The organism is Ruegeria sp. HKCCA5763 (assembly GCF_013034545.1).
Taxonomy (GTDB): Bacteria; Pseudomonadota; Alphaproteobacteria; order Rhodobacterales; family Rhodobacteraceae; genus Ruegeria.
This window is the reverse complement of sequence record NZ_WQGF01000001.1, coordinates 602,282-620,621: the sequence shown is the minus strand read 5'-3', so window position 1 is coordinate 620,621 and position 18,340 is coordinate 602,282. Positions and strand designations below refer to the sequence as shown.

The 18,340-nt window shown below is 57.1% G+C and carries 15 protein-coding genes; 7 read left to right on the top strand and 8 right to left on the bottom strand.

Annotated elements, in window-relative coordinates:
* Window positions 1-48: 48 nt before the first annotated feature.
* Window positions 49-1,503 (bottom strand): dihydropyrimidinase, encoded by a 1,455-nt coding sequence (gene hydA, locus GOV89_RS03055; protein ID WP_171174589.1) that lies wholly within the window; start codon window positions 1,501-1,503, stop codon window positions 49-51.
* A gap of 92 nt (window positions 1,504-1,595) precedes the next feature.
* The gene (locus GOV89_RS03050; protein WP_171237423.1) at window positions 1,596-2,846 is read right to left on the bottom strand and encodes a Zn-dependent hydrolase; all 1,251 of its coding nucleotides are present in this window, start codon (window positions 2,844-2,846) and stop codon (window positions 1,596-1,598) included.
* 171 nt (window positions 2,847-3,017) lie between these two features.
* Between GOV89_RS03050 and GOV89_RS03045 the strand changes: the two genes are divergently transcribed.
* Window positions 3,018-3,626 (top strand): TetR family transcriptional regulator C-terminal domain-containing protein, encoded by a 609-nt coding sequence (locus tag GOV89_RS03045; RefSeq protein WP_171174593.1) that lies wholly within the window; start codon window positions 3,018-3,020, stop codon window positions 3,624-3,626.
* 47 nt (window positions 3,627-3,673) lie between these two features.
* On the opposite strand, the gene preA is transcribed toward GOV89_RS03045, so the two are convergent.
* The 3 genes from preA to GOV89_RS03030 are packed head-to-tail and all read right to left on the bottom strand — an operon-like array spanning window position 3,674 to window position 7,214.
* On the bottom strand, window positions 3,674-4,978 hold the full coding sequence (gene preA / locus GOV89_RS03040; RefSeq protein WP_171237422.1) for an NAD-dependent dihydropyrimidine dehydrogenase subunit PreA: 1,305 nt from the start codon (window positions 4,976-4,978) through the stop codon (window positions 3,674-3,676).
* An 18-nt stretch (window positions 4,979-4,996) separates the two neighbouring features.
* Complete coding sequence (locus tag GOV89_RS03035; RefSeq protein WP_171237421.1) at window positions 4,997-5,833, bottom strand: methyltransferase domain-containing protein; 837 nt, start codon at window positions 5,831-5,833, stop codon at window positions 4,997-4,999.
* A 46-nt stretch (window positions 5,834-5,879) separates the two neighbouring features.
* Entirely contained in the window at window positions 5,880-7,214 is a 1,335-nt protein-coding gene (locus GOV89_RS03030; protein WP_171234075.1) for an NAD(P)-dependent oxidoreductase, read from the bottom strand.
* Window positions 7,215-7,680: 466 nt separating this feature from the next.
* On the opposite strand from GOV89_RS03030, the gene GOV89_RS03025 reads away from it, so the two are divergent.
* From GOV89_RS03025 to GOV89_RS03015, 3 genes are all read left to right on the top strand, one after another.
* A complete protein-coding gene (locus GOV89_RS03025) occupies window positions 7,681-8,676 on the top strand; it encodes a hypothetical protein (RefSeq protein ID WP_171237420.1) in 996 nt (331 codons plus the stop codon).
* A gap of 72 nt (window positions 8,677-8,748) precedes the next feature.
* Window positions 8,749-10,041 (top strand): O-acetylhomoserine aminocarboxypropyltransferase/cysteine synthase family protein, encoded by a 1,293-nt coding sequence (locus GOV89_RS03020; RefSeq protein ID WP_171237419.1) that lies wholly within the window; start codon window positions 8,749-8,751, stop codon window positions 10,039-10,041.
* 2 nt (window positions 10,042-10,043) lie between these two features.
* Window positions 10,044-10,760: a GNAT family N-acetyltransferase gene (locus GOV89_RS03015; RefSeq protein ID WP_171237418.1), complete on the top strand. Its 717-nt coding sequence runs from the start codon at window positions 10,044-10,046 to the stop codon at window positions 10,758-10,760.
* Here GOV89_RS03015 and GOV89_RS03010 read toward each other — a convergent pair.
* Complete coding sequence (locus tag GOV89_RS03010) at window positions 10,757-11,461, bottom strand: SIMPL domain-containing protein (RefSeq protein ID WP_371810596.1); 705 nt, start codon at window positions 11,459-11,461, stop codon at window positions 10,757-10,759. The two genes, GOV89_RS03015 and GOV89_RS03010, sit on opposite strands and share 4 nt — an antisense overlap.
* A 155-nt stretch (window positions 11,462-11,616) precedes the next feature.
* Between GOV89_RS03010 and GOV89_RS03005 the strand changes: the two genes are divergently transcribed.
* The gene (locus GOV89_RS03005) at window positions 11,617-13,647 is read left to right on the top strand and encodes a hypothetical protein (RefSeq protein ID WP_171237416.1); all 2,031 of its coding nucleotides are present in this window, start codon (window positions 11,617-11,619) and stop codon (window positions 13,645-13,647) included.
* A 42-nt stretch (window positions 13,648-13,689) separates the two neighbouring features.
* On the opposite strand, the gene hppD is transcribed toward GOV89_RS03005, so the two are convergent.
* A complete protein-coding gene (gene hppD, locus GOV89_RS03000; RefSeq protein WP_171237415.1) occupies window positions 13,690-14,787 on the bottom strand; it encodes a 4-hydroxyphenylpyruvate dioxygenase in 1,098 nt (365 codons plus the stop codon).
* Between the two features lie 148 nt (window positions 14,788-14,935).
* On the opposite strand from hppD, the gene GOV89_RS02995 reads away from it, so the two are divergent.
* The gene (locus tag GOV89_RS02995; RefSeq protein ID WP_171091132.1) at window positions 14,936-15,391 is read left to right on the top strand and encodes an Lrp/AsnC family transcriptional regulator; all 456 of its coding nucleotides are present in this window, start codon (window positions 14,936-14,938) and stop codon (window positions 15,389-15,391) included.
* A gap of 20 nt (window positions 15,392-15,411) precedes the next feature.
* The gene (locus GOV89_RS02990; protein ID WP_171237414.1) at window positions 15,412-17,292 is read left to right on the top strand and encodes a monovalent cation:proton antiporter-2 (CPA2) family protein; all 1,881 of its coding nucleotides are present in this window, start codon (window positions 15,412-15,414) and stop codon (window positions 17,290-17,292) included.
* A 30-nt stretch (window positions 17,293-17,322) separates the two neighbouring features.
* Here GOV89_RS02990 and cobT read toward each other — a convergent pair whose 3' ends face one another.
* Window positions 17,323-18,333, bottom strand: coding sequence for a nicotinate-nucleotide--dimethylbenzimidazole phosphoribosyltransferase (cobT, locus tag GOV89_RS02985; protein ID WP_171174616.1), 1,011 nt, complete (start codon window positions 18,331-18,333; stop codon window positions 17,323-17,325).
* Between the last annotated feature and the right edge of the window lie 7 nt (window positions 18,334-18,340).

Genomic DNA, 18,340 nt, shown 5'->3' with positions numbered 1-18,340 from the left:
CCTTGAAAAGAGTGGTGTCAGGGCCGCCTGCAAAGCGGCCCAAACAGATCAAACACCGGTGGCCGGTATACCCGTCCGCTCAACGGGCCGTGGTGCCGTCAGCTCTTTCCAGGTGCTCAGAGCCTTATGGACATGGGTGTTGGCGTCACGCGCCACAAACTTCCCGTGACCTTCCTGAGTCCTGATCTCTCCATCATGCACCGCTACCGCACCACGGGTCAGCGTGAACCGCGGCAACCCGCGCACTTCCTTACCCTCAAAGACGTTGTAGTCGATCGATGATTGCTGCGTCTCAGCCGAAATCACCTTGGCCTTGTTTGGATCCCAAACCACCAGATCAGCATCAGCGCCGACCAGAACCGCACCCTTTTTAGGGTAGCAATTCAATATCTTGGCGATGTTTGTTGATGTAACAGCGACAAATTCGTTCGGCGTCAGTCGTCCCGTATTCACACCATAGGTCCACAGCATGGGCATTCGGTCTTCCAACCCTCCGGTCCCGTTCGGAATCTTGGTGAAATCCCCTACGCCATAACGTTTTTGCTCAGTCGTAAACGCACAATGGTCCGTCGCAACAACGCTCAGCGTTCCAGATTGCAAACCGTTCCACAGGCTGTCCTGATGTTGTTTGTTACGGAACGGAGGGCTCATGACCCGCCGCGCGGCGTGCTCCCAATCGTGGTGGAAATACTCGCTCTCATCCAGGGTCAGATGTTGGATCAGTGGCTCGCCCCACACCCGCTTGCCCTGCATCTTGGCGCGCCGAATAGCCTCATGTGCCTCTTCGCAAGAAGTATGCACCACATAAAGCGGAACCCCGGCCATATCAGCAATCATGATGGCCCGATTGGTGGCCTCACCCTCAACCTGCGGCGGACGGGAATAGGCGTGCGCTTCGGGTCCTGTATTGCCCTCAGCCAACAGCTTGGCGCTCAACTCGGCCACAACGTCGCCGTTTTCGGCATGAACCATTGCGGTTCCACCCAATTCGGCCAGACGCTTGAACGACGCAAACAGCTCATCATCATTCACCATCAGCGCGCCTTTATAGGCCATGAAATGCTTGAACGTATTGATGCCCCGCGTCTCAATCACAGTCTTGATGTCGTTGAACACCTGCTCGCCCCACCAGGTGACCGCCATGTGGAACGAATAATCACAATTCGCCCGCGTCGATTTGTTGTCCCAGCGTTTCAACGCATCCAGCAGACTTTCACCGGGGTTGGGCAGAGCAAAATCCACCACCATTGTCGTGCCACCAGCCAAAGCCGCACGCGTGCCGCTTTCGAAATCGTCGCTGGAGTACGTACCCATAAAGGGCATCTCCAAGTGAGTATGAGGATCGATCCCACCCGGCATCACATAACAGCCGGTGGCGTCCAACTCCTTGTCGCCCTTCAGATCCATTCCGATTTCAGTGATCACACCACCTTCGACCAGCACGTCCGCTTTGTACGACAAATCCGCAGTGACGACGGTTCCGTTCTTGATAACAGTGCTCATTTCAAACTCCCTGATGCGGTCTGCGCCGCTTGCTTCATCTGGCTAAAAATACCTCGGGGGAGTCGCCCATCGGGCGACGGGGGCAGAGCCCCCTATTCCACGATTTCAGCCGTCTCGACGACGGCGTGCAACAGAACATCCGCCCCAGCCGAAGCCCATTCCTTGCTGATCTCTTCAGCCTCGTTATGGCTTAACCCGTCCACGCATGGGCACATGATCATCGCGGTCGGGGCCACGCGGTTGATCCAACAGGCGTCATGCCCCGCACCCGAGATGATATCCGTATGCGAATATCCCAACCGCTCGGCCGCGTTGCGTACGGCGGACACACAACTATCATCGAATTTCACCGGATCGAATCCACCAACTTTTTCGAATTCGATCTGCAAGCCCATGTCTTCCACAATGTCTTCGGCCGCCACCCGCAGACGGTTCTCCATGTCCGTGATCACATCCAATTCGGGCGAGCGGAAATCGACCGTGAACACTGCCTTTCCCGGGATCACGTTACGTGAGTTCGGATGGACATCGATATGACCAGCCGCTCCCACTGCGTGCGGCGCATGAGACCACGCGATCTCGTCCACTTTCTCGAGAATACGCGCCATCGCAAGGCCCGCGTTCTTACGCATCGGCATCGGGGTTGACCCGGTATGGGCATCCTTGCCGGTCACGGTGATTTGGGTCCAGCTCAGCCCTTGCCCGTGCGTGACAACGCCAATATCCTTGCCCTCGGCCTCCAATATCGGGCCCTGTTCGATATGCAGCTCAAAAAACGCATGCATTTTTCGCGCGCCGACTTCCTCATCGCCGCGCCAGCCAATGCGGTTCAGTTCATCCCCAAACTTTTTGCCCTCGGCATCCTCGCGATCATACGCCCAATCCTGCGTGTGCATTCCTGCAAACACGCCCGAAGACAGCATGGCGGGCGCATATCGCGTGCCTTCTTCATTGGTCCAGTTGGTCGCCACGATTGGATGCTTTGTTTTGATCCCAAGATCGTTGAGGGTCCTGATGATCTCGAGCCCCCCCAGAACACCCAAGACACCGTCATACTTCCCGCCGGTCGGCTGCGTATCCAGATGCGAACCGACATAGACCGGCAACGCGTCAGGGTCCGCCCCTTGACGGTGGGCGAACATGTTGCCCATCTGGTCCAAGCCCATGGAGCAACCAGCTTCCTCGCACCATTTCTGGAACAAAGCACGGCCTTCTGCGTCCTCATCCGTCAGGGTTTGGCGGTTGTTGCCACCGGCAACACCGGGGCCAATCTTGGCCATCTCCATCAGGCTGTCCCACAACCTGTCGCCATTGATCCTGAGATTCTGCGCCGGAGCTGCCATGTTCATCTTCCCTGTTTGCTTGCGATTTGGCTCGCTTTTGGTGTCTTGATTTGACCATCTGGTCAAACTCACGCTATCACGGGTTCGAGATCAGTCAAGAAATTGCGCGGCACAGCTTGAATTTTCACTGAATTCCGCGCCTATAGTCGAAAAAAGAGACACGCCGAAAACATGCCGAAAGACCGCGCACCGACTCGCATTCAGAAAAAGAACCGTGCTGCGATCCTCGAGGCCGCCCTGAACGTGTTTTCAGCCCACGGGTTTCGCGGATCGACCGTGGATCAGATTGCCGCCGAAGCCGGACTGAGCAAACCAAACCTGCTGTACTATTTCCCTTCGAAAGAGGCGATCCATACTGAACTGCTATCGGGTCTTCTGGAAACCTGGCTGGCCCCTTTGCACGATCTGGACGAGGATGGCGATCCGATGGAAGAAATCCTGGCCTATATTCGGCGCAAGCTGCAAATGAGTCAGGAGTTACCACGCGAAAGCCGCCTTTTTGCCAATGAACTGGTGCAGGGCGCGCCGCGTATCCACGAGGCTTTGTCCAAGGATCTCAAGGAACTGGTTGACGAAAAAACCGTGATCCTGACGCGCTGGATGGATCAGGGCAAAATCGCGCGGGTGCACCCCTATCACCTGATGTTTTCGATTTGGGCGCTGACCCAGCACTACGCAGATTTCGAAGTTCAGGTGCGTGCGATCTTGGGGGAAGAGGATCCGTTTGAAGGGGCGGACCCTTTTGTGGACACGCTGTATCGAAAGCTTTTGACCCCTTGAAAAAAGGGGCCGCAAGAGCGGCCCCGTAATGATCTTTCCAAATCGGTTCATTCGGCCGCCTTGGCCATCGGGTTGTTCGGATGCGTGGTCCAGTTTGCGTAGGTCGGCTGAACCTCATTGCCTGTACGCGGATCGACCTCACCCGGTGCCATCGGCACCATCGAGATACAGTCTTCAACCGGGCACACGTCGACGCACAGGTTACACGCCACGCATTCTTCGTCGATCACTTCGAACACGCGATCATCCGACATCGAAATCGCCTGGTGGCTGGTATCTTCACAAGCCGCATAGCAACGACCACATTTGATGCACTGGTCCTGGTCGATCTTCGCCTTGGCGATGTAATTCAGGTTCAGATACTGCCAGTCGGTGACATTGGGCACGGCACGACCGATCACCTCGTCAATGCTGCTGTACCCTTTTTCATCCATCCATTCGGACAGACCGGCGGTCAGTTCGTCGATAATTTTAAAGCCATAGGTCATCGCAGCCGTGCAGACCTGTACATTGCCGCAGCCCAGCGAGATGAACTCGGCCGCGTCACGCCATGTGGTGACGCCGCCAATACCGGAAATCGGCAGGCCATGCGTGGCCTCGGCCCGCGCGATCTCGGACACCATCGACAGTGCAATCGGCTTCACCGCAGGGCCACAATAGCCACCATGGCTGCCCTTGCCGTCGATTGAGGGTTCGGGGCTGAACGTATCCAGATTGACGCTGGTGATCGAGTTGATCGTGTTGATCAGCGACACGGCGTCCGCGCCACCGTTCTTTGCCGCAGCTGCAGGTTTACGGATATCGGTGATGTTCGGCGTCAGCTTCACGATGACCGGGCGGTCGTAGTACTGCTTACACCAGCGTGTGACCATTTCGATGTATTCCGGCACTTGTCCCACAGCCGAGCCCATTCCGCGCTCGCTCATACCGTGCGGGCAGCCAAAGTTCAGTTCGATCCCATCCGCGCCGGTTTCGGCAACGCGCGGCAGGATGGCCTTCCATGCCTCCTCCTCGCAGGGCACCATGATCGAAGCGATCAGTGCGCGATCCGGGTAATCCGCTTTGACCCGCGCCATTTCCTCGAGGTTCACTTCCAATGGCCGGTCCGTGATCAATTCTATGTTGTTAAGACCAAGCAACCGCCGATCCGCGCCGTATATCGCGCCATAGCGCGGGCCGTTCACGTTCACGACCGGAGGGCCCTCGGACCCTAACGTTTTCCAGACAACACCGCCCCACCCGGCCTCGAAGGCGCGGCGGACGTTGTATTCCTTGTCGGTGGGCGGCGCAGAGGCCAGCCAATACGGGTTGGGGCTGGAAATGCCCAGAAAGTTTGTCGTCAGATCGGCCATAGCTTCTCCCTTCCCGGCTCAGCCGGATTTCTTGAAAATCATTTCGGTCGGGCGAATGCGCCCGGATTTGAGGTTTGTGACGTAGTTTTGGAATTTCTCGGGCGCCGTCTCGCCCATCATTAGGTGGATCCCCAGCGGCGCGGGGCCGCTTTCAGCGATCTTGGCAAAGACATCTTCGAAGAACTGAAGCGCGAAATCGGTGCGGTCGGTTTCGGTCTCAAGTTCCAACCCCGCCGCCACTGCTGCGTCTTTGTACACATCCGGCGCGTGCACGAACGAAGTCTCTGGCAAAGTGGACCAAGGGAGTGGGAAAGCCAGCGGCTCGTCCACGTCTCCGCCCATGACATCGAACAAGGCAAAAGTTCCGCCCGTGGCCAGCACCCGCGACACTTCCGCAAACAGTCCGGCCTTGTCTTCGATGTTCATGCCCACATGCATCATGACTGCAAGGTCAAAACCCGCATCCGGCACAGGCATGTCCAAGGCACTGCCCACATGAAAAGTGGCCTTTTCCGAATGCCCGACCAGATCGCTCAACACGGTGGCCGTTTCCACAAATTCAGGCGTCAGATCGACCCCGATTACCGAAGAGTCATAACGATTCACGATATAGCGCGAGGTGCCGCCTATACCGCACCCCACATCCAGAACGCGGGTTGCATGGGTCGGCGACAATTGAGCAAACAGGTTATCGGTCGCCAGAACACCACCCGTGTGGAACTCATCCCCTGCCTTCAGATCAGCAACGGTGGCCGCGTCCGGGTCAATACCGCTGGCCTCAAGCGCCGCGCGGACGCGTTCGGTCAGGGCACCGGTGGTATAGTGTTGAGCAACAGCTTGTTCGATCTGGGACATGAGAATACCTCAGCAGCGAAAGGAATGGGGTGAATACCCCACTCTATCACGAAACGAGTGTCGCGTGGATGTCCATCGCTGCATCCCGGCCTTCAGCAACCGCTGTCACGGTCAGGTCTTCACCCCCCGCCGCACAGTCCCCACCAGCCCAGACACCCGACATTGAGGTGCGTCCAGCCCCGCTGACAGCAATCTTATTGCCGTCCAGCGTCAGCCCTTCAGGCGCGCCATCCAGCGTCTGACCGATGGCTTTGAGCACCTGATCTGCAGGCAGGCGGATTGTCTCGCCGGTTCCAGTGAGCTGACCGTTCTGGCTGGAGGTATATTCCAGTTCGATCTCAGCAGCAGTTCCGTTTCCATGCACGGCAACCGGCTGCACATTGGTCAGGATTCGAACGCCGTGCGAGGCGGCAAGGTCCTGTTCATACCGGCTGGCGCCCATGGCGTCGCGATCGCGACGGTAGGCAATGGTGACATGTTCCGCGCCCAGCAACTTGGACTTCACAGCAGCATCTACCGCTGTCATGCCGCCGCCAATGACGACAACGTTGCGACCAACGGGCAGGTTTACCAGTTCATCTGCCTGCCGCACATCCGAGATGAAATCAACGGCAGCACGAACGCCATCCTTTTCAACACCGCCTGCGCGCAGGGCGTTCACCCCAGCCAGGCCGATGGATAGGAAAACCGCGTTGTAATTCTCAAGCAGGCCATCCAGCGAGATACTGTCGCCCAGCACCGATCCGGTCTCGATCGCAATCCCGCCGATTTTCAGCAGCCAATCCACCTCGGCCTGCGCAAAATCATTGGTCGATTTATAAGCGGCAATCCCATATTCGTTCAGCCCGCCCGGCTTGGGCTTGCTTTCATGGATTACGACGTCATGGCCCAACATGGCCAGACGGTGGGCGCAAGCCAGCCCTGCAGGCCCTGCCCCAACAACAGCAACAGTCTTGCCCGTAGGTGCCGCCCTTTCGAATGGGTGCGCGCCAGAGGCCATGATGTCATCGGTCGCAAAACGTTGCAGTCTACCGATCTCAACCGGCTTGCCTTCTGCAGCCTCGCGCACACAGGCTTCTTCACAGAGCGTTTCGGTTGGACAGACCCGAGCGCACATGCCGCCCAGAATGTTCTGTTCCAGAATGGTCCGCCCTGCCGACTGTGGCTGCCCCGCCTGAATTTGGCGAATGAACAACGGAATATCGATATCCGTCGGACAGGCTGTCACGCATGGTGCGTCATAGCAGAAATAGCATCGATCAGCGGCAACGGCGGCCTCATGCGGGGCCAGTGGCGGATGCAGATCGGTGAAATTCGAGGTCAGCTCATCGCTGGAAAGCCGCCCAGCGACGATGCCGGGTGCCATCTGGCCCTGTGCCATCACTCTACTCCCTGTAGATATGTTTGTTATGACCTCAGCTTGCCACAAAAAATTTTTTTATCAATTGGTAAAATTTATCAAAAGGTCAAAAAAGTGAAAAACCCGGGCAAAAAGCCGGTTTTCCTCCGGCTTTGTGTAATTTTGAGGCTAAGAAACCTCAGTCATTGTGATGAGATGATCGGACTCGGTCCAAACCCGCGCGCCGCGATGGCCGGCGTTTGCGTACCAGGCGGTAAGTGCAACCGATCCATTTCTCGAATATCTTGTCCTTTTCGGTTGATCTGCCGTCAATGACAAAGGCCTTTGTGCATTGGTCAGCGCTCAATTCAGCTGTTTCAGATGACCACCTTGAAAAAATGAGATTACCCGGCAGTGCATTCAGCTTTCGGCTTTTGACGGTTCGGGTCAGGTGTTGTACTCCGGGACGAAGGGTGCCGGGTCGCGCACTCATCAGGAACGGGCGCAGATGCAGGCAAATCCACAGAAATTTAACATTGCTGTTGTCGGACAAAGTAATCGCCTGCAATACGAAGCCCTGCTGTTTGCCGCATCATTGCGGCACAGCTCACCGCGATTTGAAGGCAAACTGTTTGTCGCCACGCCCAAATCGGGACCACGTTGGAATCAGAACCCCAGCATTCAGGACGAAGACGTTCTCAAAGCGCTGACGCAATTGGATGCCGAAGTTCTTCCCTTTGATTCGCATGTCTTTGGCGAAAGCTACCCATACGGCAACAAGATCGAGGCCCTTTTGGCCTTGCCCGAAAATGAGCCCTTTGTGTTCTTTGACACCGACACGCTGATCACCGGTGACATCACAACTGTACCCTTTGACTTCGACCGTCCTGGCGCATCGTTGAAGGTTGAGGGGACATGGCCAAAACCAACGCTCTACGGCCCCGGCCTCGACGGCATCTGGCGGGCGCTGTATCAGCGGTTCGGGCTGGATTTTGAAAGCTCATTAGATGTCAGCCAACCCCATGATTACTGGCGGCGGTATCTGTATTTCAACGCAGGCTATTTCTTTTACAAATGCCCGAGGGTTTTTGGTGAACGCTATCTGGACTATGCCAAAGCGATCCGAGATGAACACATACCCGAACTGACGGGCCAAAACCTTGATCCATGGCTGGATCAAGCTGCCCTTCCGCTTGTGATACATTCATTCGGCGGAGGTCGGGATGCGCTGCCCGAAGGCCTGCTTGATGGCTCTGTCAGTTGTCACTACCGCTTGTTCCCACTGCTCTACGCCCGCGAAAGTGATCATGTGATCGACGTTCTGGAGGCCGTTGTGGCTCCGAACAAGGTCAAGAAGGTCCTCAAACAGTATGATCCGCTGAAAAAATTGGTCCTTCAGGGAAAAGGTGCAAAAATCCGCGCCCTGTTTGATCAAAACAACCTGCCGCGGCGCGAACAGGCCATTCGCAACACGATCAAAAGCAAAGGGTTGTGGCTGCGCTGACAGGATCGTTGTGCGCAAGCGCGCATTCACCTAAAGATTCAGCAACACAAATTCCAACAGGAGATTTTCAAGATGTCTGACGGCCCCACCTACGGTTTCGACACGCTGCAGATTCACGCGGGCGCCCGCCCCGACCCGGCGACCGGAGCGCGCCAGACACCGATCTATCAGACCACGGCCTATGTCTTTCGCGACGCCGACCATGCGGCGGCCCTGTTCAACCTACAAGAAGTGGGCTTTATCTATTCGCGCCTGACCAACCCAACCGTCGCGGTGTTGCAGGAACGCGTGGCCACGCTTGAGGGCGGTGTTGGGGCCGTGTGCTGCTCATCTGGTCACGCGGCACAGATCATGGCGCTATTCCCCTTGATGGGCCCGGGCTGCAACGTTGTCGCCTCGACCCGTTTGTACGGTGGAACGGTCACGCAATTCAGCCAAACCATTAAACGCTTTGGCTGGTCAGCCAAGTTTGTCGATACAGATGATCTGGACGCGGTGAAGGACGCAATCGACGAAAACACCCGTGCTGTATTCTGCGAATCCATTGCCAACCCAGGCGGTTATGTCACCGATATCCGTGCCTTGGCGGACGTAGCTGATGCAGCTGGCATTCCGCTGATCGTCGACAACACCTCGGCCACGCCCTACCTGTGCCGTCCCATTGAACACGGTGCGACACTGGTTGTGCACTCGACCACCAAGTATCTGACCGGCAACGGAACTGTCACCGGTGGGTGCGTCGTGGATTCGGGCAAGTTCGATTGGTCGGCAAATGACAAGTTCCCCTCGCTCAGCGAACCGGAGCTGGCCTATCACGGGCTGAAGTTCCACGAAACATTTGGCCCGCTGGCGTTCACCTTCCACGGCATCGCCATCGGTCTGCGCGATCTGGGCATGACCATGAACCCGCAAGCCGCGCATTATACGCTGATGGGGATCGAAACCCTGTCACTGCGGATGGAGCGTCACGTGGATAATGCCCAGAAGATCGCGGCCTGGCTGGAAGCGGATGACCGCGTGGAATATGTCACCTATGCGGGTCTGCCCTCGTCGCCCTATCACGACCGGGTCAAGTCGCAATACAAACGCGGTGCCGGTGCGCTGTTCACCTTTGCCGTCAAAGGTGGCTATGACGCCTGCATCAAGCTGGTCAACGCGCTGGAAATCTTCAGCCATGTGGCCAATCTGGGCGATGCGCGCTCGTTGATCATCCACTCGGCCTCGACCACCCACCGTCAGTTGACGCCGGAACAACAAGAAGCTGCAGGTGCAGGTCCGGGTGTTGTGCGCGTATCCATCGGGATTGAGGACGCAAACGACCTGATCGCCGATCTGGATCAGGCCCTGTCCAAGGCCAGCGCCTGACGATGGCCGGGCACGACACTAACGACCTTGGCCAGCCCATCGGCCTGCCGGTTTCGGGCGAGTTTCCACGCCCGACCCCGCCGTATACTCCGATGGAAGGACGGTACTGTTCTGTCGTGCCTTTGGACGTGAACAGGCATGCGCCCGGACTTTTCCGGGCGTTTGCCAATGACAGGGATGGTCGCAACTGGACCTACCTGCCCTACGGCCCTTTCGACAACGAGCCTGCATTCGTAAATTGGGCCCGCGCCACCTGCATGGATGCGGACCCGATGTTTCACACCGTTCTGGACGGCGAAGGCGTACCGGTCGGCATGGCCTCATACCTGCGGATCGAGCCCGCTGCAGGCGCAATTGAGGTGGGGCATATCCACTTCTCACCTCTGCTTCAGCGCAAACCACAATCCACCGAAGTCATGTATCTGATGATGAAGCGGGTGTTCGATGAATTGGGCTATCGCCGCTATGAATGGAAATGCGACGCACTCAATGCGCCATCGTGCCGTGCGGCAGAGCGGCTGGGCTTTAGCTTTGAAGGGATTTTCAGGCAAGCGACCCATTACAAAGGACGCAACCGTGATACTGCGTGGTATTCGATTATTGATAGCGAATGGCCGCGCATTCGGGATGCGTTCGAAGCCTGGCTTTCACCGGACAATTTCGATGCAGCAGGCCAACAACGCAAACCGCTGATGGCCCGTGCGAAGGCACTATCTTAGTCCGAAATCTCGAATTCCATCGAGACACTGACCGAGACTGAAACCTCTCCGCCTGCAACAGGGACCCCGCCCGCATCAGCCATGCTCATGGCGCGCATCTCGGCCATCGGGCGGACACCAGCCACACGTTCCGAGATTGTCTGGACCGCGCCAAGCGTGACACCGGCCGCCTGCGCCAACTGCTCGGCCTTGGCGGTGGCTTCTCCTACGGCTTGCGCACGGGCCTGCGCCACAAGCGGTTTGGGATCCTGCACACCAAAGCTCAGCCCGCCGAAATCATTGGCACCGTCCTGAATGACCACATCCATGATCGTCCCCAACTGTGTCAGATCGCGAACCCGCACAAAAACCCGGTTCGACGCGGTGAACCCTGTAATTTCGGGCTTTTCGCCATTCTGCCCATGCCGTCCCGACCAAACTGGTGACAGCGACAAATCTCGGGTTTGAACGTCCCGGTCTTCGATGCCCATATCGGCCAGCCGCGCAAGGACTTTGGCAACCGCGTCCGAGGTCGCCTGCATGGCCGCCCCGGCCTCGGCATTTTCGTTTGTTACACCCAAGGTAATCGTCGCCATATCCGGCGCGATTTGCACCGTCCCGCTGGCGTCCACGGTGATGCGACGTTCTTCCGCATGGGCTGCGCCTGCGGCTGTTGCTGCCATCATCGCGGCCAGAAAAGCGAATGTCTTCAAGGTTATCACTCCAATTTGTTCTACTTTAAGATGGGTTAGCGGACCGTCGCCATACAAGAGCAGACCCAGCCTTTTTCTTTCCCTCGGCGGGTTCCTGCTTTAATGTCGGTCTGCGAACGCAAAGTCGTTTGCATTGACGATGATAATTATGGTTCCTCCGGATTATGAAACCCGCCTTTGCGCTTTCTTTTTCTACAACCGGAATAACTCTGCATCACCAATCGGATGACGATTGGTATGTTGTCGGCTCGATTCCGCTGGATGCTGAGGACCTGCCCGAACAAATGCAGGCGTTGCGGGAAAAGGCCTTTGCGCTGGAAAACGATCTGAGTTGCAAAGTCGTATTGCCAGCAGATCAGGTGCGCTTTCTGGACGTCGAAACCGGAGAGTTACCGCCCGACGAGCGAGAGGCACGTATTGAGGCTGCATTGGCCGATGCGACCCCGTATGCCCTGTCTGATCTCAGCTACGACAGCCAAACAATCGGCAGCACAACCCATGTCGCTGTAGTCGCCAATGAGACTTTGGCCGAAGCGCGAAGCTTTGCCGCAGGCCATGGATTTGTGCCGACACTGTTCAGCGCCGAAGAAAGCGCTGGGTCTTTCCCGCGCGAGCCGGTGTTTACAGAGCAACCTGATCAGCCACTTGTGGATCAGCCGCATGCAACACTGACTTCAGAGCCCGATGAAGCGGATTCGCACGATGAGGCAGACACCCCCGGCCTGCCCGCTCATCCTATTGCGGGCACAGTTGCGCCGGAAACATTTCGAGCGCCTGACACGTCCCCTGCAGCACATGCCACCTCAAGCCCTGCCTCCAAGCGGCATGCCATCCCAGCTTTTGCTGCCGTAGTTCTTCTGAGCGGAGTTTTTGGCGCATGGTTGGCTTCTGGACCCACAGATCAACCAGAGCAGGCTGAACTGAGTCCCACTGCACCGGAAGTCTCATCGCCCGAGGCCTCTCCAGAGCCGGAGCCAGAGATCGCGGTCGTCCAGCCAAAACAAACCTTCCTTCCCGAATCGTCAGAGGAAACGTCAGAGCAGGCTGAGCTGAATTCAGATGCACCAAACCCCGAGGTCGCCCCTGAGCCAGACCCTGAGGTGGCAGCTGCCGACGCCCAGCAAAACACGCCCCCCGAACCACCAGCGGAGGAGGCTGAGGCACAGCCAGAGTTGTCACCTACGGACGCGGCGATCCTTGAGGCGCTCAAGGTTGCTCCGACACCGGTCGAACCCATTGCTCAAGACCCCGACGCCCCAAAAGAAATCCTTGCTGAGACTGGCATTGACGTATCACCCCCTGCACCTCTGCAAGAACCGGAAATCGCTGAGCATGAAGACCTGTACCTGACATCCATCGACAAGTCTGATCTGTCCACAGATGCTGTCGCGTTACCACCCGCATCAAGTTTCGACACGGACGAACCATTTCAGAGCGACGATTTACCCAGTGTTGCAGGCTCACGTTTCGATCTGGATGACCGGGGACTTGTTGTTCCCACACCCGAAGGCGCGTTGAATCCCGAAGGGATCACTGTGTACCTGGGCCGCCCTTCCAAAGCGCCGCCTCAGGCACCGCTGCGGTTCGAAGAAGAACCTGTTGTTGAAGAAGTTGATCAACGGCTGGCTGGTTTGCGCCCCAAACCGCGCCCCGGCGACATTGAAGAGACCTTCGAACGTCAGCAACTGGGCGGCCAGTCGCTGGAGGAACTTGCCGGAAAACGACCCAAAGCGCGCCCTGCAGGCCTGGAAGCCCCAGAAGAGGTCGAAGTTCCTGTTTCCGAGCTGGCCATTATGCGCGTTCCCCGACCTAAGGCGCGACCGGCTGGACTGGTTGCTGCCAGACCGACCGTCGCGAAGCCGTCCACTCTGGCATCAACAGCGGCACTTGTTGAAAACTCTGACGACGCAGAATCTTTTCAACCCAAGACCGTGGCACCCAAGATACCTTCGACCGCATCGGTCGCCCGGCAGGCTACTATCGACAACGCCATCAATCTGCGCAGGCTGAACCTGATTGGCGTTTATGGCACGCCTGCCAACCGCCGTGCCTTGGTCCGCCTGCCCAGTGGCCGGTACAAGAAACTGAAGGTTGGAGACCGCATCGACGGTGGCAAGGTCATCGCCATAAGCGATAGCGAACTGCGGTATCAGAAAAAAGGCCGTAACGTGACGCTTTCGATGCCCCGCAGTTGAGCGTCAAAACGCCGGAGATTACCCCGGCGTTTCGCGTAAGTTTCAGGCTGCAGAGATCTCGCCACTTTCGATCTGCTCGCGTTCGATGGATTCGAACAGAGCCTGGAAATTGCCTTCACCAAACCCATCGTCGCCTTTGCGCTGGATGAATTCAAAGAAGATCGGGCCGATCACGGTCTTTGAGAAGATCTGAAGCAGAATGCGGGTCTCACCGCCGTCCACAACCCCTTCACCGTCGATCAGGATGCCGTGCTTCATCATGCGATCAAGCGGTTCGTCATGATCCGTCACACGATCTTTCGACATCTCGTAATAGGCCCGGTTGGGTCCGGGCATGAATTTCAAACCGTTCTCTGCAATCGCGTCGGTTGAGGCATAGATGTCCTCGCTGCCCACAGCGATGTGTTGAATCCCTTCGCCCTTGTACTTCTTGAGGTACGACACGATCTGCCCGGTCTCACCCCGGTCTTCGTTGATCGGAATTCGGATGCGACCGCAGGGTGATGTCAATGCGCGGCTGAACAGCCCCGTGAACTTGCCCTGAATGTCGAAGAAACGAATTTCACGGAAGTTGAACAAGTCACCATAGAACTTGAACCACTTGTCCATGTTACCCTTGTAGACATTGTGGGTCAGGTGATCGAGATAATAGAACCCTTCGCCACGCGGCTTGGATTCCCTGATCCACTCGAATTCCTGATTGTAGGGCGAAGTGTCGTAATACTGGTCGATGAAATAGATCAGCGATCCACCAATGCCCTTGATAGCAGGAACATCCATCGTTTTGTCATCTGCGTCATAGGGCTCGGCCCCTTTTGAAACAGCGTGTTCATATGCTTTTTGCGCGTCGACCACGCGCCACCCCATCGCCGGGGCGCAAGGGCCGTGTTCGGCCACGAACTTGTCCGCAAAACTCTCTGGATCAGCATTCAGGATATAGGTGACATCCCCCTGCTGCCAGAGTTCGACCAGCGGCTTGTCCTTGTGCCGGGCCACCAGATCGAACCCCATCTTGGCGAACAGATCGCGCAGTTCTTGCGGTTCGGGATGGGCAAATTCAACGAATTCAAACCCGTCGGTTCCGGCGGGGTTTTCTTCACTGATCACTGATTTCGGGGCGTTGTGCGGGAAAGGACCCATGGCGCGTCTCCTTTGAAGACAGGAAGTTTTTTTGCTGATTCAAAAATATGACTTTCCAGACGCTGTTTCTGCGCATTGTTTTCGTGTAAACTCAAAGTAGACGCGTAAAACGCGCATGAATCGCAAAAAATTCGGGATTCCTCCGCACGTGCTGGATGCTACTGACAAACGTCTTCTATCTGCCTTGCAAAAGGACGCACATCTGACCGCGCACCAACTGGGTGAAATGCTGAATCTCTCACCCAGCCAGGCAGGTCGACGCCGACAACGGCTTGAGGCCGAGGGCTATATAACAGGTTATGCCGCCCGGCTCGATCCGCTGAAACTTGGCTTGCAGGTTCAAGGCTTTGTTCAGGTTCATCTGGGTACACATGGCCCCGAACAATCCCAGAGCTTTGCCCGCATGGTCGATACCCGCCCCGAAATTACCAGCGCCTGGACGATGACAGGAGAGGCAGATTACCTGCTGCACGTCTATTGCGACGATCTTTCCGCCCTCAACAGCTTGCTCCATCAGGTCATCCTGCCGCATCCTGCTGTTGCCCGTGTCCAAAGCCAGATAGTCATGGACCAACTAAAACGCGACGCCCCGCTGCCCACCTGAACGGGCTCACGAGGAGACTCATGGACGATTTTCTATACCAGGCTTCGATCTATCTGGCTGCGGCTGTGATTGCGGTGCCTCTGTCCGCAAGGCTGGGGCTTGGGTCGGTGCTGGGCTATTTGGCCGCCGGGATTATCATTGGACCGATGCTGGGGCTGGTCGGGGCCGAAACGGAAAACCTTCAACATGTCGCCGAGTTTGGTGTTGTGATGATGCTGTTCCTGATCGGGCTGGAGCTTGAACCTCGTGCCCTTTGGGACATGCGCGACCGATTGTTGGGTCTTGGGGGGCTACAGGTCTTACTTTCGACCGCGGTGATTGCTGCGGTGGCGATGTATGCAAACCACCCGTGGTCCGTTGCGTTGGCCGTTGGGTTGACCCTGTCGCTGTCGTCGACCGCTATCGTCCTTCAGACCTTGTCTGAAAAAGGTCTGATGCAGACAAATGGTGGTCGCGCGACGTTTTCGGTGCTTTTGACGCAAGACATCGCAGTCATTCCAATATTGGCCATGCTTCCGTTGCTCGCCCTACCTGCGATGCCTCACATCGAAGCAGACGGTTCGATTGATCGGGGGGCGGGTGATCTGCATGACGCGGGTCATCACAGTCTGTCCTTGGTTGAAGGATTGCCGGGCTGGGCTGTCACACTGGTCACGATTGGCGCAATTGCTTTTGTCATTTTGGCAGGCGTCTATCTTACCCGACCTCTCTTTCGATTTATACACGCGACGCGCCTGCGCGAAATGTACACCGCTCTGGCGCTTATGATTGTGGTCGGTATTTCTTTCCTGATGACGCTTGTTGGGCTGTCGCCCGCTTTAGGCGCGTTTCTGGCGGGTGTCGTGCTGGCCAGCTCAGAGTTTCGCCATGAAATGGAAAGCGACCTTGAACCGTTCAAAGGGCTGTTTCTTGGGCTGTTCTTTATCACGGTTGGGGCCGGGATCGACGTTGCCTATTTCTTCGATGACCCGCTTGACCTGATCGGCTTGGCACTGCTTGTGATCCTTGCAAAAGGCATCATCCTGTTTCTGGTCGGTAGAGCCTTTAAGCTGCGAGGCCGAGATCATTGGCTGTTCACATTGGGGTTGGCACAAGCCGGTGAATTTGGTTTCGTTCTGCTGGCCTTTTCGACGCAGCAGAACGTTATCCCGCCTGACCTGTCACAGAAACTGCTGATGATCATTGCCCTGACGATGCTGATCACCCCGCTTCTGTTCATCATCTATGACCTTCTGTCCCGAAAAATAAGCGATACGTCCAAAGAGCCTGAACCTGATGAGATCGACGAAAAAGGCCCAGTGATCATTGCTGGCATTGGCCGGTTTGGTCAGATCGTGAACCGGCTGGTGCGGGCCAGCGGCTTTAAAACGGTGGTTCTGGACCATGATATCGAAACCGTCCAGCTGATGCGCCGGTTTGGTGTAAAAGGCTTTTTGGGCGATCCGACGCGTCCTGAACTGTTGCGCGCTGCGGGGTTGGAAAAAGCCTCGGTCCTCGTGGCGGCGATGGATGACCACAAGCAAGTCACGCGACTAGTCAGTTATGCCAGACGACAGCGCCCTGACCTGCACATCATCGCCCGCGCCCGAGACCGGACCCACGTGTACGAGCTGTACCAAGCTGGTGCCAACGACATCGTGCGCGAACTGTTCGACAGCTCGTTGCGCGCAGGCCGTTATGTACTGGAGAATATAGGGCTGAGTGAGTATGAGGCCGCGCAAGCTGAACAGACCTTTTACCACCACGACAGGACGTCTGTTCGTGATTTGGCTGAATTGTGGGTTCCTGGCCTGCCAACAGCCGAAAACAAGAAATACATCGAGCGCGCTCAGAAACTGGAAAAGGATCTGGAAACTGCGCTGCTCGAACTGGCGGAAGAACACGCCAAGAAATCTGCCTGACCCAAAACCCCGATTGGGTCAGGCAAGTCATTACCCGTCGGATACCCCAGCCTCGGCAAAGGTGGCCATACCTGAATGGCAGGCCACGGCGCTTTTGAGGATGTTGATCGCCAATGCCCCGCCAGATCCTTCGCCCAGCCGAAGACCAAGGCTTAACAGCGGGTCTTTGCCCAGCCGAGACAATACGGCACCATGTGCCGCTTCCGCGCTTTGGTGCCCCGCGACAGCGTGATCCAGCGCGCTAGGCGACAGCTTCCAAAGGCACGCCGCAGCAGCAGAGCAGATGAAACCATCCAGAATGACCGGAATGCGCAACACGCGCGCGGCGGCAATCGCCCCGGCCATCGCGGCAATCTCACGCCCTCCAAGGCAGCGCAGAATCTCCAGGCCATCTTCTGACGCATGTTTCGCGACGCCCTCTGCTACGACACGGGTTTTATTGGCCAGCCCTGCATCGTCGACACCGGTGCCACGCCCGGTCCAATCCTCGGCATCCCCACCAAACAGTGCGCAGGCGATAGCCGCTGCTGGAGTGGTGTTGCCAATACCCATCTCGCCCACAACCAGCAGATCGGCCTTCGGATCAACGGCCTGCCAACCGGTACGCAAGGCACTCAGCAGATCTTCTTCGCTCATGGCCGGGGCCTGGGTGAAGTCCACAGTGGGTCTGTCCAGCTCAAGTGCATGCACATTCATTGTCGCGCCTGCTGCCTTGGCCAGCTGATTGATCGCCGCGCCGCCATGTTCAAAGTTCATAACCATCTGGACGGTCACTTCCGGCGGAAAGGCCGATACGCCCTGTGCCGTAACACCATGATTTCCGGCAAAGACGATGACCTGTGGTGCGGTAATTTGCGGGCGGGCATCCCCACGCCAACCCGCATACCAGATCGCCAAATCCTCAAGCCGACCCAACGCGCCGGGCGGTTTAGTCAGTTGTCCGTTACGCTCACCCGCGCCATGCACCGCAGCGGCATCCGGACCCGGAGCTGCAGCTAGTGCAGCACGGAACGCATTCAAATCATTCAGTTCAGGCAACATGAAAGCC